This is a genomic window from Fusobacteria bacterium ZRK30 (assembly GCA_024628785.1).
Classification (GTDB): Bacteria; Fusobacteriota; Fusobacteriia; order Fusobacteriales; family Fusobacteriaceae; genus Psychrilyobacter.
In genome coordinates this window covers 444693-471455 of record CP102404.1, presented here as the reverse complement: position 1 = coordinate 471455, position 26763 = coordinate 444693, and the positions used below count along the sequence as shown (strand labels likewise).

The 26763-nt window shown below is 30.5% G+C and carries 27 protein-coding genes and 1 riboswitch; of the genes, 6 read left to right on the top strand and 21 right to left on the bottom strand.

Going from position 1 to position 26763, the window contains the following annotated elements; all coding sequences use genetic code 11:
• Positions 1-60: 60 nt before the first annotated feature.
• Both NRK67_02305 and NRK67_02300 read left to right on the top strand, forming a co-directional pair.
• Complete coding sequence (locus NRK67_02305; protein UUV17689.1) at positions 61-1407, top strand: HD-GYP domain-containing protein; 1347 nt, start codon at positions 61-63, stop codon at positions 1405-1407.
• A gap of 12 nt (positions 1408-1419) precedes the next feature.
• Positions 1420-3036: a diguanylate cyclase gene (locus NRK67_02300; protein UUV17688.1), complete on the top strand. Its 1617-nt coding sequence runs from the start codon at positions 1420-1422 to the stop codon at positions 3034-3036.
• Positions 3037-3114: 78 nt separating this feature from the next.
• On the opposite strand, the gene NRK67_02295 is transcribed toward NRK67_02300, so the two are convergent.
• The 20 genes from NRK67_02295 to NRK67_02200 form a co-directional block, all read right to left on the bottom strand.
• Positions 3115-3603, bottom strand: coding sequence for a GNAT family N-acetyltransferase (locus NRK67_02295; GenBank protein UUV17687.1), 489 nt, complete (start codon positions 3601-3603; stop codon positions 3115-3117).
• A 103-nt stretch (positions 3604-3706) separates the two neighbouring features.
• Positions 3707-4243 (bottom strand): MBL fold metallo-hydrolase, encoded by a 537-nt coding sequence (locus tag NRK67_02290; GenBank protein ID UUV17686.1) that lies wholly within the window; start codon positions 4241-4243, stop codon positions 3707-3709.
• A gap of 180 nt (positions 4244-4423) precedes the next feature.
• Positions 4424-4609, bottom strand: a complete 186-nt coding sequence (locus NRK67_02285; protein ID UUV17685.1) for a hypothetical protein — start codon at positions 4607-4609, stop codon at positions 4424-4426.
• Positions 4610-4715: 106 nt separating this feature from the next.
• Positions 4716-4853, bottom strand: coding sequence for an L-lactate permease (locus NRK67_02280; GenBank protein ID UUV17755.1), 138 nt, complete (start codon positions 4851-4853; stop codon positions 4716-4718).
• Between the two features lie 23 nt (positions 4854-4876).
• Positions 4877-5092, bottom strand: coding sequence for a hypothetical protein (locus NRK67_02275; protein UUV17684.1), 216 nt, complete (start codon positions 5090-5092; stop codon positions 4877-4879).
• Positions 5093-5157: 65 nt separating this feature from the next.
• Positions 5158-6435 carry a nickel-dependent lactate racemase gene (larA, locus tag NRK67_02270; GenBank protein ID UUV17683.1) on the bottom strand — a complete coding sequence of 426 codons (1278 nt, stop codon included), beginning with the start codon at positions 6433-6435 and terminating at the stop codon, positions 5158-5160.
• A gap of 108 nt (positions 6436-6543) precedes the next feature.
• A complete protein-coding gene (larB, locus tag NRK67_02265) occupies positions 6544-7290 on the bottom strand; it encodes a nickel pincer cofactor biosynthesis protein LarB (GenBank protein UUV17682.1) in 747 nt (248 codons plus the stop codon).
• Between the two features lie 13 nt (positions 7291-7303).
• On the bottom strand, positions 7304-8089 hold the full coding sequence (gene larE, locus NRK67_02260) for an ATP-dependent sacrificial sulfur transferase LarE (GenBank protein ID UUV17681.1): 786 nt from the start codon (positions 8087-8089) through the stop codon (positions 7304-7306).
• Positions 8090-8101: 12 nt separating this feature from the next.
• Complete coding sequence (gene larC, locus NRK67_02255; protein UUV17680.1) at positions 8102-9418, bottom strand: nickel pincer cofactor biosynthesis protein LarC; 1317 nt, start codon at positions 9416-9418, stop codon at positions 8102-8104.
• A gap of 12 nt (positions 9419-9430) precedes the next feature.
• Complete coding sequence (locus NRK67_02250) at positions 9431-10159, bottom strand: energy-coupling factor ABC transporter ATP-binding protein (GenBank protein UUV17679.1); 729 nt, start codon at positions 10157-10159, stop codon at positions 9431-9433.
• 70 nt (positions 10160-10229) lie between these two features.
• Positions 10230-11036, bottom strand: coding sequence for an energy-coupling factor transporter transmembrane protein EcfT (locus tag NRK67_02245; protein UUV17678.1), 807 nt, complete (start codon positions 11034-11036; stop codon positions 10230-10232).
• Positions 11037-11107: 71 nt separating this feature from the next.
• Positions 11108-12070, bottom strand: a complete 963-nt coding sequence (cbiM, locus tag NRK67_02240) for a cobalt transporter CbiM (GenBank protein UUV17677.1) — start codon at positions 12068-12070, stop codon at positions 11108-11110.
• A 265-nt stretch (positions 12071-12335) separates the two neighbouring features.
• A complete protein-coding gene (locus NRK67_02235; GenBank protein UUV17676.1) occupies positions 12336-13919 on the bottom strand; it encodes an L-lactate permease in 1584 nt (527 codons plus the stop codon).
• 113 nt (positions 13920-14032) lie between these two features.
• Positions 14033-15439: an FAD-binding protein gene (locus tag NRK67_02230; protein ID UUV17675.1), complete on the bottom strand. Its 1407-nt coding sequence runs from the start codon at positions 15437-15439 to the stop codon at positions 14033-14035.
• A gap of 13 nt (positions 15440-15452) precedes the next feature.
• The gene (locus tag NRK67_02225; GenBank protein ID UUV17674.1) at positions 15453-16655 is read right to left on the bottom strand and encodes an electron transfer flavoprotein subunit alpha/FixB family protein; all 1203 of its coding nucleotides are present in this window, start codon (positions 16653-16655) and stop codon (positions 15453-15455) included.
• 9 nt (positions 16656-16664) lie between these two features.
• Complete coding sequence (locus NRK67_02220) at positions 16665-17447, bottom strand: electron transfer flavoprotein subunit beta/FixA family protein (GenBank protein ID UUV17673.1); 783 nt, start codon at positions 17445-17447, stop codon at positions 16665-16667.
• Between the two features lie 354 nt (positions 17448-17801).
• Positions 17802-18482: an FCD domain-containing protein gene (locus NRK67_02215; GenBank protein ID UUV17672.1), complete on the bottom strand. Its 681-nt coding sequence runs from the start codon at positions 18480-18482 to the stop codon at positions 17802-17804.
• Between the two features lie 216 nt (positions 18483-18698).
• The gene (locus NRK67_02210) at positions 18699-20882 is read right to left on the bottom strand and encodes a transporter substrate-binding domain-containing protein (GenBank protein UUV17671.1); all 2184 of its coding nucleotides are present in this window, start codon (positions 20880-20882) and stop codon (positions 18699-18701) included.
• Positions 20883-21041: 159 nt separating this feature from the next.
• Positions 21042-21126: riboswitch (cyclic di-GMP riboswitch) on the bottom strand.
• Positions 21127-21276: 150 nt separating this feature from the next.
• Entirely contained in the window at positions 21277-22119 is an 843-nt protein-coding gene (locus tag NRK67_02205) for a patatin family protein (GenBank protein ID UUV17670.1), read from the bottom strand.
• A 147-nt stretch (positions 22120-22266) separates the two neighbouring features.
• A complete protein-coding gene (locus tag NRK67_02200; GenBank protein ID UUV17669.1) occupies positions 22267-22560 on the bottom strand; it encodes an antibiotic biosynthesis monooxygenase in 294 nt (97 codons plus the stop codon).
• A gap of 281 nt (positions 22561-22841) precedes the next feature.
• Between NRK67_02200 and NRK67_02195 the strand changes: the two genes are divergently transcribed.
• On the top strand, positions 22842-23153 hold the full coding sequence (locus NRK67_02195; protein ID UUV17668.1) for a helix-turn-helix transcriptional regulator: 312 nt from the start codon (positions 22842-22844) through the stop codon (positions 23151-23153).
• A gap of 181 nt (positions 23154-23334) precedes the next feature.
• On the top strand, positions 23335-24183 hold the full coding sequence (locus NRK67_02190; protein ID UUV17667.1) for an EamA family transporter: 849 nt from the start codon (positions 23335-23337) through the stop codon (positions 24181-24183).
• Between the two features lie 88 nt (positions 24184-24271).
• Here NRK67_02190 and NRK67_02185 read toward each other — a convergent pair whose 3' ends face one another.
• Entirely contained in the window at positions 24272-24646 is a 375-nt protein-coding gene (locus NRK67_02185; protein ID UUV17666.1) for a lipocalin family protein, read from the bottom strand.
• Between the two features lie 297 nt (positions 24647-24943).
• On the opposite strand from NRK67_02185, the gene NRK67_02180 reads away from it, so the two are divergent.
• On the top strand, positions 24944-26320 hold the full coding sequence (locus tag NRK67_02180; GenBank protein UUV17665.1) for an MATE family efflux transporter: 1377 nt from the start codon (positions 24944-24946) through the stop codon (positions 26318-26320).
• 95 nt (positions 26321-26415) lie between these two features.
• Positions 26416-26682, top strand: coding sequence for a metal-sensing transcriptional repressor (locus NRK67_02175; GenBank protein UUV17664.1), 267 nt, complete (start codon positions 26416-26418; stop codon positions 26680-26682).
• Positions 26683-26763 lie beyond the last annotated feature (81 nt).

The window sequence follows — 26763 nt, the reverse complement described above, 5'->3', positions numbered from 1 at the left end:
AAGGACAATGTATAATATAATTGGTATAGTATTATATTATACATTTAAGGAGGAGGGGGTATGAAGTCTAAAGAATCATTAAAAATTGTTATATACTATACGTTATTTAGTTTTTTATGGATATTTTTTTCCGATAAATTACTTTTTATCCTGACTCAGGATTTGTCGTTATTACACATTTTAGGTAATTTCAAAGGAACTTTTTTTGTTCTTTTGACAGCTTTTTTATTATTTAAAATGATTAAACAAAGTTATTCAAAAATTGAGAATTTAAATGAGCAGCTTCAAAAAACCATTCTTGAATCACAAAATAATCAAAATTTATATATGGAAAAAAACTTAGAATTGAATAAAGTTAATAATATTATCGATGATTATATGAATATTTTCTTAAAGATGCTCAGTCCCATCGAATATAAGGATGAATTATTTATTTCAGAAATATTTCGAATGGCATTTAAGGTAGCTAAGGAAAGTGATCTGGGAAGTGCTTATATTATTGAAGACAATAAAGTAAAATTTATTGATACCATAGGATTTTCCATAGAAGATCTGAAAACAATGCCTGAAGATATAAACCTTTATAAATTTTCAAAGGATGGTATAGTCTCAAATATAAACAATGAGAGTGAAATTTTAAATAAAATCACAAATAAAAATTCATCCTTAACTCAGGTAAAAGAATCTCTTTATATTGGAATATTTAAAAATGAGAAAATTATAGGCGGATTTAATCTGGATATAAACATCAATTCCTCCAAACATTTTTCTCATGAAACTATAAATAAAATTACGGAGATACATCACCTGTCTAATGGATTTTATAAAATAAAAAAATCCAGCGACTATAAAGTTATGCTTCAAAATGATATTGTCCAGTCATTTATTACTGCTTTGGAATTTCATGACCACTATACAAAAGGTCATTCTGAATCAGTCGCGTCATATAGTGTTCAAATAGGAAACTCATTAAATTTAAATGAAAAACAATTGGACGATCTATACTGGGCTGCAGTTATGCATGATATAGGAAAAATAATCATACCCAGTGAAATTTTAAATAAAAAAGATAAATTAAGTGATTCTGAATATAAGATTATCAAAAACCATTCCCAGATAGGTTATGAGATAGTTTCACAGAGTAGTACTCTAAAAGAGATCTCTGAATATATTTTATACCACCATGAACGTTGGGATGGAAAGGGATATCCCAAAGGCCTCAAGGAAAATGAAATTCCCCTGTTATCTCAGATTATATCTGTAGCAGATTCGTGGCATGCTATGACATCGCAAAGAGTATATAAAAAAAAACTGACCAAAGAGGAAGCTATAGACGAACTTCTAAAAAATAGAGGTACGCAATTTTCTCCTGTAGTGGTAGACAAGTTTATAAAACTCATTGTTTAAAAGGACAAAAATATGAATATCAAAAAAAAAGTTATTAGAATATCAATAGTTAGTGCATTGATTCCAGTCTTATTTTTAGGAATCTATGGATATTTTTTAATTAAAAATAAAATAGATGAAAGTGAGATGGAAAAAATAGAACTCATGTTTCACTCTCAGAAGTCTGAATTTAATTTAATTTTTAATAAGTCCAAAGCTTTGTTGGATCTCGCTGAAATTATAGTCAATGACCATGATGAATCAAATGACCACGACAAAAATTTAAACCTTATGCTGGATAACATTGCATCTGATAATGTGGAAGTTAAGAATATTTTCTGGGGATCAGATAAAGGAAAGATGTACATATCCAATCCAAATCTTCCAATGAATTTTGATCCGAGATCACGGCCCTGGTATATAAATAGTTTAAAATCTAAAAACAATAATTTATCCACTATAACCTATGAATTTATGGATGGACAGAGGGGAACAACCATAACCAAAAAAGTTTACAGCAAGAATGGAATTTTTAAGGGCGTCATTGGATTAGATCTGAATTTTTGCGGCCTTGAAAAAAAATTAAAAGAGTTTGCATTGGGGAAAAAAGTAACCATATTCATAATTGACAAGTTTGACTCCATTGTTATAGACTCAGAAAAAAATAATGAAATTTTTTTACTGATCAGAAAATATATGAAAAATCTCTTTCCTCTTAAGTTTTCTAAGGGAAATTATTCTCTGAGAGATGTAGCATTATCCACAGATATTTCCCGGATAAAAATAGATACTCCTAAGGGAGCCATAATTTTTATCAAAGAGTATATTCCAGAATTAGAACTTCTTATGATTGGAGGAGTCTATGAACACGAATTGACTGAAACTGCTCATAAAATAATTATCTCCAGCCTATTATTTACACTATTAGGCTTTACAATCACCTGGATTATTGTAAATAAATTTATTAAAAAATTAGATAACCATATCAAAATTATAAATACCTTGATAAGAGAGATTTCTCTCGGGAACTATAAAAATGATGAAAAAAAACTTTTAGAATTTATATCTGAAGATTCAGAGTTAAACACAATAAGAAAAGAAATTGAAGCACTTCAGGTCAGTATAGAAAAAAGAGAGATCAACCTAAAAAATAATGCTCTAACTGACTGCCTTACAGGTGTGTATAACAGGAAAGGACTGGAACTTTGTCTGACAAAAGCAAAGGAGAAATGGCAGCTATTCGATGACTATAATTTCTCCATAATAATATTTGATATAGATAATTTTAAAAAAATAAATGATACCTATGGTCATATATTTGGAGACAAAGTTTTAAAGTCAATCTGCAAAATTTTTATAAAAAATATTGGTGAGAATGATCATATATCCAGATATGGAGGGGAAGAATTTATCATCCTTCTTCACAATATGAATCGAAAGGAAGGATTTAAAGTAGGCAATAGATTAAAAAAATTAGTAGAAAAAATGGATTTTATATCTCCTACAGATACAAAAGAAATAGTAAAAATAACCGTAAGTGGCGGTGTCGCCGAATATCAAAAGGATCTGGATATAGAGAAATTTATAAAAAAAGCAGATATGCTTTTATATAAGGCTAAAAATAGTGGTAAAAATAAAATTATGTGTTAACTAAAAAAAATCTCAAAATAATTTAAATAAAACAAAAAGAGACATCTAATCAGATATCTCTTTTTTTGTTCTAACCCTCTATAAAGCTTGCTCCATCTCATACCATACTGCTCCTCCATGAGTAGAAGCTGAAATTCCTATCTTCTTATACCCCATCCTCTCATACATTCCCATAAGGTTTTCCTTGCAGAGTAGAAGAACCTTCTCCTTTCCCATCTTCTTAGATATTTCGACGAATTCTTTCATCATTATCTTGGCTATTCCTTTTTTTTGATGGACAGGATCCACAGCTACTGAAAAAACAACTATATTTTTTCCACCATGTTCATGACCGATTAGCCCCTTAAATTCTTCATCTGTTATATCTTCCTGATTTGTTGAGCCGCTATTTATATGAGCTACTATCTCCCCATCTAATTCTCCCACTATAAATCCTTCAGAAAATTTTCTTAACCTTATTTCTATATTTTCTTTACAGGCTGCTTCCTCCTCTGGAAATGTTTTCCCTTCCAAGATAAAACAAGCTTCAATATCTTCTAACCTTCCATTTCTTATCTTCAATTCCATCTTATCCTCCTACTATATTTTTTTAATAAAATTATAGCATATTTCATATCAAAAAAATCTTAAATATTTTCACCTAAATTTCTTAATAACCACTTTATCGCTCTTATTTTTCTTCCAAGAAAAATATCTCCCCTATATCCATAACCTTTACTTTTTTATTATTTAATTTTTCATATTGGTATTTAGGCAGTCCCGGTGGTTCATCACCAAGCTTAAAGGTTCCCCAATGGCCCGGTATCATAAATTCTACCTCCAGCTCCTCCATAACAGAGATGGATTCCGGCACATTAAGATGATTTTCCTTCATAAACCACCTAGGTTCATAAGCTCCTACAGAAACCAAAGCATAGTCTATATCATAATTGCTCCCTACCTCCTTAAATCCTGCAAACCATCCTGAATCTCCCCCTAGAAATAAAGTTATGTTTTTATCCTCCACTATAAAAGATCCCCAGAGAGATGTATTTCTGCCCTTGCCAATCCTCTTACTCCAATGCTGTGCCTCTACAAAAGTTATATTCTCAATTGATTGATGCCACTCTATCTTTTGGATTTCTATTTTTTTATCTGAACTTTTTATTTCCCTCAAAACAATAAGATTTATAAATATCATAATAATTATATAGATGATTTTCTTCAATTACACCCCCTCCTATTAGTTAAAAATTAACCTACAGATTTATCTCACTAAGACCTATATTAAGTATCTTATAACATTTTTGATCAATATCAAAAAAATCCATGAAAAATACTTTTAGTATTTTTCATGAACCTTCTTAAACCTAAAACTATACAAAGAGGAGAGCTTTTAAATTCTCATCTATTTTCTATTAGTTTTTTCAATTTTTTTGATTTTTAATTCGAAATCATTCTTATATTTATGGTAAAGTTTAATTTCTTCTAAAGTAACTGCAATAGGACTTAGATATATTTTTTCTTTTACCTCCAGATATCTCTTCCTAAGATCAGCCTGTTTACTTTTTTTAAACTCATTACATTTTCTCATATTACACCAGAGCATTTACTAGTAGATTTTTTCAATAATCCCCATCTCCTTAATTCCCCATATTTTTTTAGTATAAAACAAATATGAAACTCAATTAATTATGTATTTAACTAAAAGCAAAAGCTACAATACCTATACCTAATGAGTAGAAAATACTAGGTATAAATACCTTCCTGATTACTATACCTTCCTTACCAAAAAGTCCAACAACAGTGCAAGCTCCTACAACTACATTAACACAAATTATAAGATGAACTTAAAAGTTGATTATAATTTGTATTCGAATTTTTTTTTAAGATTAGTCAAATTTTCTAAATCTTTTTCCAACTGATTTATTTTACTTTTAGTATTTTCTATTCTTTGGGCTATTTTTTTATTTTTATTTTCTAATTGATAATCGTTTTCTAATCTATTTAATTTTTTTTCAGCAACTAATTTCCTTGTTTTCCTCAATTCTTTAATTTCTTCTAACCTATTAAACATGAAACAACCTCCTAAATGACCTTTCTTTGATTATTAATCAGATTAAACTTAGGTCGGAGAACAATTTATTTTACAATTGTTGACACTCCATCTGGAACCACCGTAATTGTTGCTTCTTTACCAACGATTAATTTAGCTTTTTCTAAAGCTTCTTCAAAAGTAAAGGCATGTTCCATATGCATATTTTTTATTAATTTAGGTTCACATTCATCTGTTACAATTATAACCGTATACTTAGATAACAACCTTGCTAAAATTTGAAATTCCCATTGATCAGGAAGAGTGTCTTCTTTTTTTATGTTAGCTACTTTTCCCAAAATTTCATTAGGATTTTTTGCTGATGCTACACTATTATAAAATCCTTCTCCTCCATGTCCATCCACACAAGAAGAAAGCGTTATTAATACTCCACCTTCTCTAGTAGTTGCTTCTGCAGCAGTTAAACCTTTAACAGTTTGATATATATTTTGATCTAGAGGATAACCTCCATTTGTTGTTATTCCAATGTCTGCAACCTTTTTCTTTACAGCAGCTAATTCTTCTACAAACTTACACCCTACAAGGTGTGCTTCACTTATATCTCCTGTAAAACATCCAATTATATCTTTTTCACTATTGATTACAGTATTTAAGATAAACGCACATCTAGATTGTTTAGCAGCAAATACCATGTCTTTATGGATAGGGTTATCTTTGAGATTTCCAGTTCTAGATTTAGGACTGCTTATAAATTCAGAACAGTGGTTATACATTATTGTTTTAGCTGAAGCTACCCCTGGCAATATACTTTTTCTTCCTCCTGAGAATCCAGCAAAGAAGTGAGCTTCGATAAATCCTTCAGCTATTAATAGATCAGCTTCCATAGCTAATTTATTCAAATAAAGATCTCCTCCAGAAGGAAGAATTCCCATAAACATTTGATCTTTATCATTAGTTGATATATGATTACAAATTTTTTCATTATCAACTACTTCTCCTCCCATTTTATAAATCAATTCTTCTCTAGTTGTAGGTCTGTGAAATCCTGTAGCAATAAGAATAGTTATTTCTGCATCTGGATTACCTTTTCTTATTTCTTTTAATATCAATGGGACAGTAACTCTACTAGGGAGTGGTCTTGTGTGATCACTGGTAATAAATACAACCTTTTTTTTTCCAATTGCCAATTCTGATAATTTTTTTGTTCCAATAGGATTTTCTAAAGATTTTATAACAATTTCTTCTTGACTCATTTTTGGATCGAATTCATCTGTCCGTGGCCTTAATATTCCTTGAAGATATTTTTTTTCTATTGAAATATCGACAGTTTTCTTAGCATAAGGCATTTCTATTTTCTGAAACATAATTAAATCCTCCTAATGATTTAAATAAAATAATATTTTTCTATTGACCAATTCTAAACTATGGCGGTGAATATTATTAAGCACACCACCACATGTTTTGATATAACACTACAATTTATTGATGATACTTGCATTATAGGCAGCACCAAATCCGTTATCTATATTTACAACACTTACTCCACTGGCACAGCTGTTAAGCATTGATAGCAGTGCCGCTATTCCATTTAGTGAAGCTCCATATCCCACACTTGTTGGAACAGCAATGATAGGTTTATCTACAAGTCCGCCTATAACACTGGCAAGAGCTCCTTCCATACCTGCAGCGACTATAATAACTTTTGCTTTTTTAATTTCATCTAATTTTGAAAAAAGTCTATGTATTCCTGCTACACCTACATCATTTATTACTTTTACTCTATTTCCGAGGATAAGAGCCGTTTCTTTTGCTTCCTCAACTACAGGAATATCAGATGTTCCTGCTGATATAATAGCAATATAACTTTCTGTTTTTTTCATAGAATTTAGTTCAAGAGTAATAGTTCTTCCTAATTTATTATACTTTAATCCAAGATGAAGATCCTTTACAGCCTCATATACTTCATCTCCTACCCTTGTTGCTAAGATATTATTTTTCTTAATGAGCATAAATTTAATGATCTCCCTTATCTGTTCAGTAGTCTTACCACCACCATAGATTACCTCGGGATAACCTACTCTGATCTCTCTATGATTATCAATCATAGCAAACCCTAGATCTTTGAATGGAAGTTCTTTTAGATTATCAAAAGCATCATCAACGCTCAATTCATTATCTCTTATTGCACTTAATATATTTTTTATTTCCATTTCAGTCATTTTAACTCACTCCCTAACTATTTAAACTTCCCATTCGATAACCTGCTGCATCTATAGTCACATACTTAAATCCATATTTTTTTAACTCACTTGATATCTCATCTAGAAAATCCATATTAAATAATCGTTCTCTTATAGTTGGGTCTACTTCTATTCTTGCCAGATCTCCGTGAGAACGGACTCTTACAGCTGCAATACCTTTATAGATTAGATATTTTTCAGCTTTTTCAATCCTATTAAGCTCATCGATTTTTAGTTTTCTGTCAAAAGGAATTCTTGTCAGTAAGCATGCGTATGCTGGCTTGTTCCAAGTTGGAAGATTGAGGTCTTTTGACATCTCTCTAATCTCAGCTTTTGTGATTTTACATTCCAGTAGAGGACTTACAATTTTTAGTTCCTTCAAAGCTTTAATTCCAGGCCTGTAATCTTTTGTATCATCAAGATTAGTACCATCTATTACATAATCGAAACCTTCATTTATAGCTTTTTCTCTGATCTTAGAAAATATAGCTTTTTTACATAGATAACACCTATCACTGGGATTATTTTTTATTTCATCTATAATTCCAACATTAATAAACTCATGTTGGATTCCCATTTTTTCTGTATATTCTTTCGCTTCTTCTATTTCCCAGTTTAGGATATATGGTGAATTTATCGTGACAGCCACTGCGTCATCTCCTAAAGCATCTTTAGCTGCTTTTAACAAAAAAGTACTATCTACACCACCTGAAAACGCTATTAATACTTTTTTTAATCCCTTTAAATAATCAACTAATTTTATATATTTCTCACTCATTGTTCTCTCCTTTTAAATTAACTTTGATACCTCTGAATATATATCTAGAATAGTAATATTATTAATTTTGGCTAATTTTTTACAAGTTTCATATTCAGGTTTTATTTTAATAACTTTACCATTTAAAAGACCTTTTTTAACATCAACTTCTCCAAATTTTGTTTGAATCTTTTCAAAACTTCTTTTAAGCATCTTCTTTCTTACAGGGTATTCTCTAATTCCGAGAGTAGTTGTTTCCATAAACAAAAGGTTTTCTATTTTGTTTAGGAGTTCTCCTGTAGTTAATACTGTAAGTTTTATAGCAGGTCTATTTTTTTTCATTAATATATTCGTTTTATATACATCTAGAGCACCGTTATCAAATAATTTTTCTTCAATAGCCTCGTATAGCTCAGGGTTCATATCATCTATATTTGCTTCGATAATGATTTGCTCTTCTATATCAAAATCATTATTTTCTTTATTCACAGTATTTGATTTAACGATTTCCCCCTCAACTTGCTCTGCAATATACACTCTAAGGATATTCGGGATATCAAAATCTTTTGTACCTAACCCATACCCTGTTTTTAGAATATTAAAATTTAATTTACTTGTAAATTCATTTACATTTGCTTTTAATATTGCTGCTCCTGTAGGAGTAGTTGTCTCAAAATTAACTTTTCCAATAATTACAGGTGTATTTTTTAATATTTCTACAGTTGCAGGTGCAGGTACAGGTATAGTTCCATGAGCACACTTTACAAACCCTCCACCTAATTCAACAGGAGATGCAATAATCTTATCAACATTCAAATAATCAAGACATATTGCTGCACCTATAATATCAATTATTGAATCAACGGCACCAACTTCATGAAAATGAACCTCCTCAATTGTTTTACCGTGAACTTTTGCTTCTGCTATAGCTACCTCCATAAACATATTTATACTTAATTTTTTTATATTTTCATTATATGGAGCATCATTTATGATCTTTTTTATACTTTTTAAATTCCTATGTTCATGATGATGTGAATAATCGTGATGATGACTATCGGCAAGATTATTCTCATGAGTATGCTCAGCTTTATGTAAATGATCATGATTATCATGACTATTATTATCGTGAGTATGTTCATGATGTTCAACCTTTAAAATTACATCAATCTTTGTTCCCTCTATTCCCATTTTTTGTTTTCTTGATCTATGTAAATGAAATTCATTTTTAACTGATAATTTATCTAACATTTTTGTTAGATATTCAAAATCGACTCCTATATCTACCATTGCTCCCAGATTCATATCACCGCTTATTCCTGAAAAGCAGTCATAATATAGTATTTTCATTTTGTTTTCCTCCTAAATAATATTATGTAGTCTTAAAAAGTCTCTGTCCATTATTAAATCATCGTATTTTTCATCTCGTATTATTTTATGATCTTCTGAAAAAACAATGACTCTATCAAATAATCCTTCTGTATATTCAAAATCATGAGTTGCACAGATAATAGTTTTCCCTGATTGATTAAGTTCAATCAAAGTTTTCTTTAAAAATTTTTTACATTTTGGATCGATAGCATTCAAAGGTTCGTCGAGAGTGATGACATCAGGATTCATTGCTAACATACTGGCTATTGCAACCCTCTTTTTTTCTCCCCCGCTAATATTATATGGGACTTCATCTTTTAATTTATATACCCCCATAAGGTTTAAACAATCTTCTACTCTTTCTTTTATTTCACTTTCTTTAAACCCCATCTGCTCTGGACCAAAGGCTACTTCCTCGTATACACTGGAACAAAACAGTTGTGTTTCTGAATTTTGAAATACAAATCCTATTTTTTTATGAAATTTTTTTGAAAATTTATTATTTTTTAGATTTGTTTCGTCTATTATTTCATTATCAAATAGATATTCTCCGGAGTTTGGGATTACCAGTCCATTTAATAATTTTAAAAAAGTAGATTTTCCGCTCCCGTTTGGACCGATTAAAGCGACTGATTCTCCTTTTTTTATATCAAGATTGATATCCTGTAGGACTTTTCTGTTTCTATATTTAAAGTTTATATTTTTTAATTTTATATCCATAAATTCTCCTAAGTGATTTTTTTTAATAGTTCTTATAAAGAGGTAATATAAATTTAAACCAAATACTCTATTATTTTAATTTATATACTTTGATAATTATAAAAAGTGATACGATAAGCATATTTACCAATATATATATATAGTCTAGTGACTTTAGTTCAACCTTTTGTTTATAATGATATTCACCTGTAAATCCTCGACATTCCATGGCACCGATCATTTCTTCGCTTAGTTTAACTGAATTTAAAAACATATTCCCCATTATCGGGAAAAGACTTTTTTTAGTTCCCCTGCTTTTTCCAATAGATTTTATTTTCAAAGCTTGTAAAACTTCAAGAGAGTATTCACCTAACAATAAAATATATTTCAACGTCAGTTCCATTATCCATATAAACATATCCGGAACTAATAAAAACTTTAAAGATTTTATAAAAGCTTGTCTAGTTGCAGTGGTAGAAATAATATTTATTAACAAAATATTTATAAAAACTTTATATATTAACAAGCCACTATGAAATATATTTCCTTTTATTATAGCCGGAATAAGTATTATCGATGTAAAAAAAGGAAAAATTAAACTTACTAGCATTATCCTAAGTCGCTTACTTTTGTCTATACTGAGCAGTAAAGACAAAAGTAAAATATTTAAGACCCCAAGAAATAAAAAATTTCTTGATAGAGTAATCAATAAAATATTTAATACTATGGAAAACATTTTAACTGTAACATTTATTTTATAAATATAAGTATTTCCTTGCTCCTCTTTTTTTATATTATTAATTATTTTTAAAAACGAAAAAATACTTTTGTCTATAAATCTTTCTTTGGTATCGTTAGGTTCATATTCTTCGCTTTTTAATAACCAATTTTCAATCATAATTTATATCTCTCCATCTTAAAAAATTTATGGTATTACTTTTTAACACCGTAAATATTGAGTTTCAAACTTCATTTTAAATTTTTCTTAAATAATAATTTTGTTAATACAAATATCAGAGTAATTCCTGTAATGGCAGAGAGTATATATCCAAACATTTCACCTAACCCTGCTATTGCATAATCTGGCATCATAGATTCAAAATTAAATCCACTTTTAAAACCTTTGGGAATAAAACCTACAATCTCTCCAAGTTCTTTAGCGCCCCATTCCCCCCATGCTGTTCCCGTAGCAATGAGTCCAATAGGAGTGATTAAAGCCATTGACCCAATTAATATATATAGAAGCTTAATAGAAAATTCATTTCCTTTATAAATAATTTCAGGTGAAACCTTTTTAATATAAGAATATACAGATGATGTTACAATACCTTCAATTATTCCTGCTAAAAGTAGATGTGGTATTAAGATTGCAGGGAGAGCAATATCAAGTCCATATGGGTTATAAAGTGGTAATCCGACTGCATCCCTAAACATATATGGCTGTATTCCAAATTGAAAAGCCGTAAAAAAAGCAGATATATTAAGGGATATATATCCTGCAGCGAAAGTTGCAATTAGCTCTTTTTGCTTGAAATTGGTTTTGTTCATTATAAATTTATAGATATAGTAACCTGTAAATGGCATAATGAAAGCCATATTAAAACAATTTGCTCCAAGAGCTAATATACCACCATCACCAAAAAAAAGTGCTTGAATAGCTAGAGCTATAGTAATTGCTAGTACGGCAGCATGAGGACCTAAAAGTATTGCTACAAGGGTAGCTCCTACAGCGTGTCCCGTAGTTCCCCCAGGGAGAGGTACATTAAACATCATTATTAAAAATGAAAAAGATGCACAAATCCCAACTAAAGGCATTTTTTTACTACTTATTTGCTCTTTTACTTTTTTTGTAGCTCTTCTCCATACAGGAATCATTATTCCAAACAATACTGCACACGTTGATGGGCTTAAATAATTATCAGGTATATGCATATTTGATCACTCTCCATTCTTTTATTTTTTATACACTAATTACAATAATTAATATTTGATCTATAAATTATAAATCAAATATTAACTCTCAGGAATTTTGTAAATTTACAAAGTTCCTAATATATAAAACATAACAAGTTAACTATGAATTATAAAAGTTAAAATAAATTATTTAGTCTTTCGTCATTAAATGACTTTCCTCTATACCATGAAAATCAATGAAAATGGATCTATAAACTAATTAAAAATTAAATTAGTTATGAATCTAACTAAAAGCAAAGGCTACAATACCTATACCTAATGAATAGAAGATACTAGGTATGAATACCTTTCTAATTACTATCCCTTCTTTACCAGATAACCCAACAACAGTACACGCTGCTACAACTACATTAATACAAATTATATGTCCTACCCCTGCTCCAAGAGTTTGCTCTGCAAGGATTAGTGTCGGATTTAAACTTATGATATTTGCCACATCATGTTGAATAGCACCAAAGGTAAGATTTGATACTGTACCACTACCAGAGATAAAGGTTCCGAGCATCCCTATAAATGGAGCAATAAAGATCCAAGAGTCTGAAAATGAAGAACTCATTGCAGTGGCTATATATTGCGGCATCGATATATAACCAGTAGCATTGATCCAGGAATTTGAAAATATCTGTACCAATGCCAGTGTAGAAAATAGAATCAATGTAGTATTTTTTACTTGGCCAAATGAAGTGAAACAGGCTCTTTTAAATGAATCCAAATTTGAATTTTGAATGAATATAGTTAAAAATGCTACTAGTATTAATACAGTTCCTGGAGAATATAATAAAGGCCACTTCCCAGAGATTTGTTCAAACCCCATTATATGTTTCCAAGAAAGGTCTATAGCCGAAGTTGTGAAACCTTTGATAACAGGAAATATTCTAGTAATTAATAGAGTTATAACTACAAGGATATATGGGACCCAAGCTCTAAATAACGACATCTCATTTTTAGAGTCATTTTCCTCTCCCTTTGATTCTTCATCTAAAGCTTCTAACCATACATGCTTAGGAATTAAAAATTTCATCTTACAAGTAATAGTTGCTACAAAAAGTCCAGTAATAGGAGCAAGAATCGAAACAAATTCAGGTCCCACAAGGTTTGCATATAAGTATGCAGAGAGTGTATAGACTAGACCTATCAAAATAGACCAAGGAGCCATTTCAAGGATAGATTTTATCTTGTTTTTTTTACCAAATGATAATACTAATACCACTACAAGAAGTAAAGGCATAAAGGTACCAAGAAAGATATCTAGCTTAGTTATTAGTGTTGCTATACTATCAAAATCTTTTGCTCCTAACTCTGAAATATTACTGAGTCCTACAAAAATTGGAGTTCCCACAGCTCCAAATGGAACTGGAGTACTATTTGCAATAAGCACTAATATAGCTGCAGTTAGTGGTTGAAATTCTAACGCAACCATTAAAGCACCAACAACAGCAACAGGAGCACCAAACCCAGAAACACCTTCTAAGAGAGCACCAAATAAAAATGCAAGTATTATAGCTAATATTCTCATATCTTCAGAAAGAGATTTAAATCCCTTGTTTAACCTAGTAATAGCGCCTGTATTTTTCAACATATTTAAAAGAACCATAGCACCAAATAATATGAGAAGTATCGTTAGTGCTTTATGGATACCCTGAAGTGATGAAGCAACCAGAACTTTAGACTCCATCCCCCAAATAAAATAAGCACCTATAAGTAGAATTATATAACTTAATGCCATTCCTTTTTTAGCCGGCATTTTTAATACAACTAAAAACAATAAGGGAAAAAGCACTGCAATAAGGGCTGTAAATAATAACATATTTGCCTCCTTTTTATGAAAAATTATATAAAAAAATACCCCCATCTATAGATGGTAATGGGAGTATTTATGTTAGATAGTAAAACCTTTTATTAAAAGAATTACTACTGATTCTATTGACAAACCTTTCCAGGATTTAAAATGTTTTTAGGATCAAAAGATTTTTTTATACCAACCATCAAATTAAGATGGCCTCCATTGTATTGATCAAACATATATTCCTTCTTGGCAAATCCAATCCCATGTTCTCCAGATACTAATCCTCCTAATTCCAAAGATTTATCATACATTTTTTTAAAGACATCCTCTCTTTTTTTAGTCCATAACTCCACATCCATATTATCTTTACAGATATAAACATGCAGATTTCCGTCTCCAGCATGACCAAAACTAGGTATTCTGATATCAAATTCTTTGGCTAAAATTTTTGTATATTTAATAAATTCTGCTACATTATTTCTAGGAACTACCACATCACATTCATCCATTTCATCGGTAGAACCATGTATAGCTTCTAAAAATGCTCCTCTAGCAGACCAAACAGCTTCCTTCCTTTCCTCTGTATCTACTAAGTAAGCATCCAAAGCCCCTATTTCTAAACACAAGTCAGCTACTTTTTCATAGTCTTTCTCTACCTGTTCCTTTGAGTTTCCATCAAAAGTTAATAAAAGATAAGAATCACTGGATTTATCTGGAAATACTTTCCCTAGATATTCCTCTGCAGCAAAAATTACTTCCCTCTGTAAGAATTCAATAGCTGTAGGTATGGCTTTAGATTTAATAATACTAGGAACTGCATCGATAGCAGTATTCAGCTCCTCAAATGGAACCAACAAACTTATGGTATGTTTAGGTAACGGTATTAATTTTAAAATTACCTTTGTGATAATTCCCAAAGTCCCTTCGGAACCTATAATTAAATCTTTAATACTATAACCGGAAGAGTTTTTTACAACTTTCCCTCCCAGTTCAATAATTTCTCCAGTGGGAAGAACTACTTCTAACCCCCTTACATAATCTCTAGTTACGCCATATTTTACAGCTCTCATTCCCCCTGCATTGGTACTTATATTCCCTCCAATTGTTGCACTTTTTTCCCCTGGATCTGGAGGGTAGAAAAAATCATGTTCTTCTACATATTTACTGATCTCCATAAGTAATACTCCAGGCTCTAATGTCAGAGTTAAGTTTTCCTCATCCAATTCCAAGATCTTATTCATTCCTGTAGTCTCGATAACTATTCCTCCAAAGAGAGGAACACATGCTCCTACAAGTCCTGTTCCTGATCCTCTGGCAGTTACAGGAATCTGATTTTCATAGGCATATTTCATAATATCTGAGATTTCTTTAGTGGTATAAACTTTTACCAATATATCCGGCATTTTTTCTATCCCGCCTAATTCATCGTGGGAATAATCTGGGTTGATCTCATCTTTAAAGAGTACTCTTTCTGTATCTCCAATTAACTTTTTTATATTTTCAAAATCACTCATGTCTATCTCTTTATATTTATTCTGCATCTTAGTCCTCCATTTAAAAAGTAATTTTTCTGTCTTTTTTTATTTCTTCTGTCAATTTTGGAATGACCTTATATAAATCTCCTACAATCCCATAATGTGCCACATCAAATATTGAAGCCTGTTCATCTGTGTTTACAGCAACTATTGTTTCGGCTCCATTCATCCCAGCAGTAAACTGAACTGCTCCATGGATTCCAAATGCAAATAATAATCTTGGTTTTACAGTCCTTCCACTAAGTCCAACCTGTAGTTTATTGCTCATCCATCCACATTCGATAAGAGGTCTAGTACAAGCTATTTTTCCATCTACAAGATCTGCAAACTCTTGAATCATCTCAATATCTTCCTCTTTTTTTATCCCTCTTCCTATGGCAATAATTACCTCCGCATCAGCTATAGATACCTCTTTATCTTTTTTTACTACGTCTAAAACTTGAATTTTTGAATTTAATTTATTTATATCGATCTCATGATCTATTATTTCACCACTTTTTTCTACCGTTCTTTCAGGAGCATCAAATATCTTCGCTCTCACTGTACATAACTGAGGTCTATGTCTTTCTGTAACTATTTGTGCCATTATATTCCCACCAAATGCTGGTCTTATCTGCACTAAATCTGTATTATCTTTCATCTTTAAGATAGTACAATCTGCAGTAAGCCCCGTTCTAAATCTTGCAGCTACCCTTGGAGCCAAAGATCTTCCTAATGTTGTAGCTCCTACCAATATGGAAGATGGTTTTTTCTTTTCAATATAATCAGCAAATATCTCTGTATAATTTTGAACTTTAAAATGCTCCAATTCTTTATAGTCATAGACATGAATTTGATCTACGCCATAATGTTCTAATTCTTCTGCTATTTTTTTTACATTTGAACCAATTAAGATCGCCTGGACCGGATGACTGATTATTTCAGCTAATTCTCTGGCTTTACCTATCAATTCTAAAGATACTGGATTTATTACACCGTTAAAATGGTCTATATAAACAGTTATTCCATTCCATAACTTCTTATTCACGCTTGTTACAGTTTCATCTTCTACAAAATTAATAGTTCCATTACCATTTTTAACACAAAGTTTACACATCTTACATCCAGAATTTATATATGTCTGCCCCTCTTGTTCCTCGATTGCATTAAATGGACATAGGTCTATCAATTCCATCATTTTTTTATGATTTATTTTATCGTGATTTATAACTAATTTAGCCATTTTAACCTCCTAGATAATTTTTCTTCCTCTCAATTTTTCAAATAATTCAACTGCAGCTCCATCCCCTAAAAACATCTCTTTATCTGCATTTTTAGGAGGATTAAATATTCTTTCTACCTGGGTCGGTGACCCGTTTAAACCATATTTTTTTTCATCTTTATCATCTAAATCATCAAAAGTTAAAACTTTTATCTCTCTAGTAGCTGTATCTAGTTTATTTTTATAAGATGGCAGTCTAGGGGAATATATTCCCTTTTCTACTGTGATTAAACATGGATAACCAATAGTCTGTATCTCTATAGTTTCACCCATATCTGCTTCTACAGTTAGACTTTCTGAGGTTACTTCTAATATTTTACTTATATTCGAAATATGAGGGATGGATAAATATTCTGCCATCTCTGGTCCTACTTGAGCGGTGTCTCCATCGGTAGTTTGTTTTCCGCAGATTATTAGATCTATCTCACCCATTGCTTTTAGCCCTTGGGCTAGAGCATAAGATGTTGCTAACACATCGGCTCCGGCAAACTTCCTGTCAGAAAGTAATACACCTGTATCTACTCCCATAGAAAATGATTCTTTAATCACAGCTTTTGCTTGGGGGGGCCCCATAGATAGGACTCCTATTTCACTACTGACTTGATTTTTTATTTGAAATGCAGATTCTAAAGCATAAAGATCGTATGGATTTATCTTTGAATCAACACCATCTCTTAATAGTACTCCTGTAACTGGATCAACTTGAACATTAGTACCTCCAGGCACTTGTTTTATACAAACGGCAATTTTCATATATATCCTCCTTGTATTTTTAAATTGGTATGACCAATTTTTTTTTGTAAAAATTAAAAACAAATAATCAAAATTTGCTTCCTTTAAAAGGTTACTTTACGATTCACTATTATGTCAATAAAGTTATTTTTTTATTTAAGTTGTTTTTCCAATTGCAAACATCTATATTATAAAAATCCTATTTTTTTATTTTACTTACATGTCTTTTAGACCTATTTTAATACAAATAAAAAAAATCGTTTGAAAACAGAAAAATTAATTTAAATTTAAACATTGATTATAATTCATAAGTAAATTATTTTTTTCACATAATTAAATAAAAAAAACATCTCATAACAAAGATGTTTTTTTTATTTAATTTAAATTTGGCAAGCTTTTCTCTATATTATCAAAATGAATACTTAAACTATTTTTTAATCCTTCTTCATCTCTATTTTTTAAGGCTTCTAAAATCATCTTATGATCTAAGTCTATTTTTTTCTTCCCGAATTTTTCTAAAAACATACCTCTAGAAGCTATTATTGATTCTTCTAATAGTTCAGATATAGCAGAAATAATCGTAGTTAATAAAATATTTTTAGAGAATGACATCATTAAAAGATGAAAATCTCTGTCTAAGTAAATTAATTTATCAATATCATTACAATTTAACATCGTCTCATAGATTTTTTCAACCTGCTCTATCTCCTCTGAAGTTACCCTCTTAACCACGAATTCCACATTAGAGAGTTCCAACATCTTTCTGAGCTCAATAACGTCTCTTATTTTTCCCTTTTGCAATTCAAAAGCCAGAGATAATGGATTACACAGCATATTTTTAAAGTCATTGGTGATATAGTTTCCTCCGCCTCTTCTACTTTCAATTAAACCAATTATTTCCAATATTTTGATCCCTTCCCTCACCGATGATCTCCCAATATTTAAATTTTCAGCCAGGGTACGTTCGGGGTATATCTGGGATCCATTTTTTAAATTGCCTGATTTTATTTCCTGTTTTATATGTTTTATTAACTTATGAAATTTTCTTTCCTCCATCTCTCTCTCCCTTATCTGCCTCTTTTATTTTCTTTAGTTATTTTATCAACCTTTATAAAAAAAGACAACTTTTAAAAAATAATGAGCTGTCTATATATAAGAAGAAAAATGAAGAGTTCTAGATCCCACCAAAAAATCTCACTATTCTATTAATAGTGAGATTTTTTTTAGTTTATATTTTCATAATTTTTTTATTCCATTAAAGATAGAATTATTTTAATTTCCCTCAAAAATTCTTTCAAAATGTCTATGTTTTTTTATAAAAATTTTAACTATTCTAGGGTCAAAATGTTTACCGCTTTCAGATCTTATTATCTCTACTGATTTTTCATGAGTGAAGGCTTTTTTATAAACCCGTTCCTGTCGTAAGGCGTCGTATACATCTGCTAAAGCCACTATTCTGGCTTCGATTGGGATTTCTTCCCCCTTTAGTCCTTTCCCATATCCCAAACCATTCCATTTTTCATGGTGATATCTGACTATATTTAAGGCTACTGGACTAATTCCCAGATCCTTCATGAGATTATACCCTATTTCCACATGATTTTTCATTGTCTCAAATTCTTCCTCAGTCAGCTTTCCGGGCTTTTTTAATATGCTATCAGATATCCCTATCTTCCCCACATCATGAAGTGAAGCATATAACCCGACTTCATTTACAAAAGAGTTTGACATTTTAAGTTCTTCAGCCAATAATTCTGAATATTGATTTAACCGCTTTATATGTGCCCCGGTATCTTCATCGTTAAATGTATTGGCGTTTTCCAAAGTTTCAACCAGACCAATAGTTAATTTTTTTAATTTCACAGAAGTATTTTTAAACTTTCTTAAATGATTATAAACAAAACTTAGTAGAAAAATTGAAAATACTGAGATAATTATGGAAAATTTATAATCTTTTGCTATTTCTATTTTCTCTATAAAAAATTTATTTTCTTCTTCTTTTATTCTATAAGAAAATTCATCATTTAATGAATTTATTAAAAAATAAAGGATTTTATCTTCTTTAGGTATTCCAAAACTTAATTCCAGCTTATCCTGAATGGTTCCTGCAACTTGAAGATTCTTTGCACTATATAGTTTTGAAAAATAATCTATTTGCTGTAATTCTCCTATTAAAATATCCGCTTTTTTAGAACTTACCGCTGCCAATACCTGTTCTATATTTTTAAATCTTATTAAGTTCCCCCCTAACCCTTTATACAAAAGATATTTTTCGATAAAAGAATCTTTTACTACAGCAATTCGATATTTTTTTAGGTTATCAAAATATGGAACGTAGCCTTCATCACTACTGCTAAAGATCAATAACGGCATCTGGGTGTAGGGTTCGGTTATAAGTATCTCTTCATTTTCAGGTATCAATTCTTCCCCATTGACACTCAATATAAATGGGTCTATGTCAAAATCAGAATCTGTATCTTCTCTTTCAAATTCTATTTTTAACCCTAATATTTTATCAATTTCATAGAAATAGTTATCTAAAAATCCTTCAGGAACTTTGTTTCCATTAATATAATAAAGCTGTGGAAACTCTTCAAAGGAAGGGAGTAATACTTTTATTTTTTTTCTCTTCTTAATATATTTTTCTATTTCAGCAGATATTTCCAGCTTATTTTTTGTATAACTCAACGTTTCCTCGTGAAAAAACTTCATCGTTAAGTCTTTATTATTAAAAATTCTCTCTACTATATCTAGCAGCGGCTGAAACTCTGCCTTTCCTCCAGTATAATAACCTGTTTTAATAATTTTTGAAAAATAATTTAATTTTACATTATTATTTGGATTTTTGACTAAATATTTTAAAGCCTCCTGATAATCTTCGATATAGATATCTGCTTCCTTAGACAGGATCGCTTCTACAGCTTCTTTTTGATTTGGTTTAGATATCAGTGTAATTAGATTCCCGTATTTTTTTATAATTTTATTTTTTATCTGATCTCCCTCTTCATAGACAATTTTTTTCCCAAAATTATCTTCTTTAAAATCGATGGAAGGATAATCTTTCCTGGTAATTGCAACTCCATCTAGCTCAATAGGTATATCTATATATTTGTACTCTTTATTATTTCTTTTATAATCTTCTACCCCCATTACTATATCAGGAACTCCTAAATCTACAGAACTCTCAAATATTTCAGTTTCTTCATCGATTATTTGAAATTTTAATCCTGTATTTTCTTCCAATAATTTAATTATATTAGGAAAGAAACCTTTTCTTTTTCCTTCTGAATCATAATTTAATATCCCCCTGTCTTTATCCAAATAAACCGTTATAATTTTGTTTTCATGTGCTGAAATCCATTCTTTTTCATCTTTGTTAAATTGAAGGTTTAAACCCTCTATCCCATAGATAGAAACATTCAATAAAATAAAAATTGAAAATAATAACTTATACATAACTCCTCCATTTTTTCATATATTTACCTTTTATTCCTTGCTAACGTTTTCAGTAACGTAAATTTTACAAGCTTGAAAGTATTTTATTTTTTGTTAAAATTAAGTAAATAAAAAAGAGGCTACATTGTAATTATACAAATAGCATCTCTCTAAAAAAGTTGTGGTAACTGGCTGTCATATCATAATAGACTTAGACCCTTTAGTTTTGCGTCATAGAATTTCTCCTGTTTTGCCTTTTTCAGAATTATTCTTTTAGTTATTTTAAACAAAATATTATAACTTTATCTTCATAATAACAGAATAAAATAAAAATTTCAAATTATCCCTAATAAAAGGTGAGAGATAATTTATAAAACAACTTTATACTTGTATTAAATATTTTTCCTGTATTTTCCTAGCCATTTAAAAATAATTGGATCTCCTCTGCTTTTTTTACAACTTTTTCATAACCTTCACTATAACTCTTATTTAATTTTTCAAAATCTCTGGTTAATATGGAGATATCTGTATCGGGTCTTATTATATATGCAACTCCTTTTTCTTCTAATTTTTCCAGCTCTCTCAGAGTTTTATTATATTTTTCATGTCTTTTTTTCAATATCTCTATTAAATTAGGATATTCCTTGTAGACTACAGATGAGGCATTCAGATACCAGGGAGACCTTTCAACATATCCTTTTGGGTGAGTTAAAACAATCAATAACTTTTTATTCCCATCCAGGAGAGCCTTCTTATATGGGATAGGATCGGATACTCCCCCATCAATATAGTATGTATCACTAATTTTGACAAAATCTGTCAATCCCGGATAAGCACAGGATGCCTTTAAAGTTTTTTCAAAACAATTTATCTTGCTTTTTTCAAAATAGTGGGGCCGGCCAGTCTCAACATTTGTTGCTACAGATAAAAATCTTTTAGTACTCTTATTGAAGGCACAGTAATCAAATGGATTTTTAAATTTATTCATCATAATAAAAACAAAATCAGAGTGTAAGATACACTCATTGGTAAAGATCCTTTTTATATCAAAGAAATCATCGCTGAGAATGCACTCTATCAACACCTCTTTATTCCTGCATTTTTGATTGGTTATATATGATGCACCAGTATAAGCTCCCATGGAAACACCTATAACATAAGGTAGATGAATATCCTTTTCTAAAAAAGCATCTAAAACACCAGATGTAAAAATCCCTCTCATACCTCCACCTTCGAGAATTAAAGCACTATTTTTCATATTTACCCTCCGCAACTAACAACTATTAAATATTTATCCATAAAATTCCTTTTTTTTTAAATTTATTTTTAGGTCTTTAGTATAAACTCCAAAACAAATAAATTTTTATTTTATAACTATCTCCTCTTCAAAAAAATACTCCCTCCCTTAGGAGATAATCTCATATTTTTTATATAAAACTACTTCTCCTCCAACTTGATATTTACAGATTTCAGGATATAATTTTTTAAAATGTTCAGAGTTTAAATGATTATCTAAATCTTCCTTTGTTTCCCATTTTTCAATCATAGACATAGATCTTTCGTCGTCTATATCTATATATAGATCATACTCTAGGCATCCTTTTTCTTTTTTAGTTTCCATTACCAATTTTTCTGCTATCTCTTTTACCTTTTGAATATTATGTTCCTCTGTTATTATTTGAGCTACCACTGTAATCATATTTATTCCTCCTAAATATTTTAATACCATTCTACAATATTTTTTATTGACTGTCTTGTTTTTTCAAAGGGTTTGTCTGTTCCATACCCAAAAGCATTTATACAGGTGATCCCATATTCATTTTTAGATCACTCCTTTTTTATTTTTTTATAATCTAAGGATAGCATCTAAAGTTTTTTATGTGAAGTAGTTTCCATATGGTTATATAGTTTCATTTAGGAAAGTATTGATTCTTTATTCCCACTGTAATATAATATAATAAAAAAACGGAGGAGACAGACATGGATAAAATATATTCAAAGGGATGCAGAATAGAGGAAACTCTTAAAATTTTAGGAAATAAATGGACATTTTTAATAATTAAAAACCTTATGGGAGACAAGCTGAGATTTAATGAGCTGTTACATCTTTTAAACGGTATAAGTCCAAAAACCTTGACTGAAAGGTTGAGAAGTTTAGAAAAAGAGGGAATAATTACAAGAAAGATATATCCTGAAATTCCTCCTAAGGTAGAATATAAACTGACAACTAAGGGAGATGATCTAAAAGTCATCCTTGATACTCTAAATCAATGGGGAAAAAAATATATTTAGATTACTTATTCGACTTATTGAATAAAAAATTAATGTTTCATTTATCGTAAAATAATAAAAGCTCCACCAGAAAACAGTAGAAGTTTAAGGTGGAACTTTTTTTATTCGGTTTATTTTTATAGCCTAAAGTTTAAAATTATGGTATAGTACGCCTAAATATATAGTTTAGGGGGAGTAAGATATGAATATAGGATATCTATTGATGATATCATCAATGATTATATGGGGGAGTGTCGGGATATTTGTGCGATATATTGACCAGCCTCCAGAGGTTATCGTTTTCTTCAGAGTATTTATAGCATTTATAGTCCTGGGAATATTAAAACTTACAAAAAAGAAAGATAGTATAGATAATAAATTATCTCTTAAAGAATATTTAATCCTTTCTATGAGTGGATTATTTATTGCACTCAATTGGTTTTTCTTTTTTCGGGCAATCAAAGTTACAACCATTGCTTCAGCAACAATGAGTTACTATGTAGCACCTGTTATAGTTACTCTCCTTTCTGTTTTTTTATTGAAGGAAAGCATCAACAAAAAAACTTTAATTGCAGTTGGGTTAAGTTTTTCAGGAATAATTTTAATGACCTTAATGGGGTCTCAAAAAGAAAGTGGTTTTAATATCTTAGGTGTTGGATATGGATTGATCGCTGCATTTTTTTATGCCTTAGTAACAATCAGTGTAAAAAAATTAAAAGACGTCCCATCCCATAAGATCAGTTTATTTCAAATGGGAATCTCCTCCCTAATCTTTTTACCTGTAATCAGACATATGAAAAGATTTAATACTATGTCTTTAACTTTAATGATTATAGTGGGGGTTATCCACACATGTATAGCTTTAAACCTTTATTTTGAAGGAATAAAAAGAATAAAAGTTCAGCATGTAGGAGTTTTATCCTATATAGATCCATTAGGAGCTGTTATATTAGGAGGCCTTTTTTTTAATGAAATGCCAGGAATCTCAACAATTATAGGTGGGGGGATGATTTTATCAGCGACCTATATAATTTTAAAAAGAAAGATGTAAAACCAAATGGGACAACCAAATTCCCTAAGAAAAGATCTTCAAACAATAAAAAGAGAGCCGAAAAGCTCTCTTTTTTAGATATATTTTGCTACTTCATAAAGATCATTCCTTCTGTTTCATATCCCAACCTTTTAGCCATATTTAAATATTCCTCCACTAACCCCTTAGTGATCTCTGCCTCTCTTCTCCTTAGTATCCATAGATATTTACTTGTACCTCCTCCAACTAAGGCATACCTATAGTCCTCATCCACAGAGAGAACATTATAACTTCCATAAAATGGTCTGAAAAAAGATACCTTTAATCTCCCTAATTGGGGAGTTTCTTTTATATATCCCTTACTCGTCTTCCATTTCTGTTTTTCCTCACTCCACCCCTTATTGATAGCTATAATTTTATTACCTTCTTTCGATCTCTTATTAACGAAGATAAAATATTTGTAATCTCTAAAAAGACTATCCAAAGAATAAATTTCTTCCCTTCCTTATTATTGTTCCTGCAATGACGATTTTAACTTCGGTCTCTATATTTAGAGATTCATATTTAAAATTTATTCTTTACTATCTCTTACTCTACTTCCCCCCCTTTCCTCCTTACTTTTTTCTTCAATAAAAAATCAAAATTTATTCCAAAATAAAAAAAGAAGAATTCTTCCTATTTTTTCTTTTAATTTAAATACAACCTTGACTTTTCTTTTTTTTAGTTGTAATATCTTTCATATCCCCCCATAGGGGATACGAAAGAATGAGGGAGGATTTTTATGAAGGAAAAATTACAGTCTGTTAAAATAATCATTGCTCTAGCTGTCCCGGCTATCCTTGAAAATACCATGCAGATATCTGTAGGATTTATAGATACATTTTTTATAGGTAAAATTGGTACTGAAGCACTAGCAGGAGTCAGTGCTACCAATAGTATTATGAATATATATATATCTTTTTTCTTGGCTGTCAGTGTAGGATGCAGTGCATTGATGACCAGAAATATAGGGATGGAGGATTATGAAAACACCAACCATATACTCCACCAGTCTATAAATTTAGCTATGGTAATAGGTCTTCTGAGCGGATTGGTTAATATAGTCTTTGCAAAACCTCTCTTATCCTTATTGGGATTAAGCTCCAATGTCGTTAAAATTACCCTGCCCTATTTTTGGGCTGTGGCCATTCCCGGAGTTTTGATCTCCCTTTCTATGATCCTATCTAGTGCATTGAGGAGTAACAAAGACACCAAAACTCCCATGAAGGTTGGATTTATTGTAAATATTTTAAACACTATTCTTAACTATTTTCTTATCTTCGGCTTAGGAAGCTGGAGCGGATTAGGTCTTTTAGGAGCCGGAATAGCTACAAGTATTGCCAGAGGACTAGGAGTTATCCTCCTATGGAAATCTTTAACCGCTTCTAAAAAGAGCAATACCCATAGATCATCACCTGATATCCTCATCCAAAAAAATAAACTATTTAAAGTGAACTGGGAGACTACAAAAAATATAAGTATTATAAGTATCCCTGCTGCAATGGAAAAATTAATTATGCGTACTGGACAGCTGATCTATATATCTATGATTATCTCCATAAGTGAAGCTACCTATGCAGCTCATAATATTGCCGGAGTTATCGAATCTTTTACCTACCTTCCTGCTATGGGATTCGGAGTTGTAGCTGCTACTTTAGTGGGGCAACAGCTGGGAGAAGGAGATATAAAATCCGCGAAAGAATCTGGAATCCTATGTTATATATTGGCAGTAATTTTCATGAGTATTGGAGGTGTCCTTCTCTTTATTTTTGCTCCCTATTTAACAGATATATTCTCAGAAGACCCCAATATTATAAGGGATGGTACAAAAGCCCTCAGAATAATTGCATTTGTTCAGCCTGCTTTAGCCGCAACTTTTGTTATCACTTCAGCTCTTCAGGGAGCCGGGGATACTAAATATCCCATGTATATAACATTTATTGGGATATGGTTTATCAGGGTAGCTGGAATATATATCCTTGGTATAAAATTAAATATGGGTATCACAGGAGTATGGCTGGCTATTGCTGCTGATATAGTCATCCGGGGATCCCTTCTCCTCCTAAGGTTTATTAAAGTCAAACCTTTAATCGAAACCGATATCAATTACATTAAATAGTTGTAAATTTATAGTAATTACTGTATATTAAAATAAAAGTTCTATAGGTTGTTTAGCTAAATACATTATTATTTTATAAGAAAGGAGAGATCAAAATGGGAAATCATCCTAATCAAAAACAAATGATCAATAGATTTTCTAGAATTATTGGTCATACTGAAGCTATAAAAAGAATGATCCTCGAAGAAAAAGAGTGTGAGGATATATTGATACAAATTGCAGCTGTTCGTTCTGCCCTTAATAATGCAGGTAAGATCATACTAAAGGAACATATCAGTCACTGTACAGTAGATGCTGTAAAAAATAATGACCCTGAAGCTCTAAATAAATTAAATAAAGCAATCGATAAATTTATGAAATAAATTTTCCATCCTGAAAAGAGAACTGTAAAAGGTTCTCTTTTTTATTTATTTTTCAATATAACTTAATTTTTTAAATTCAGA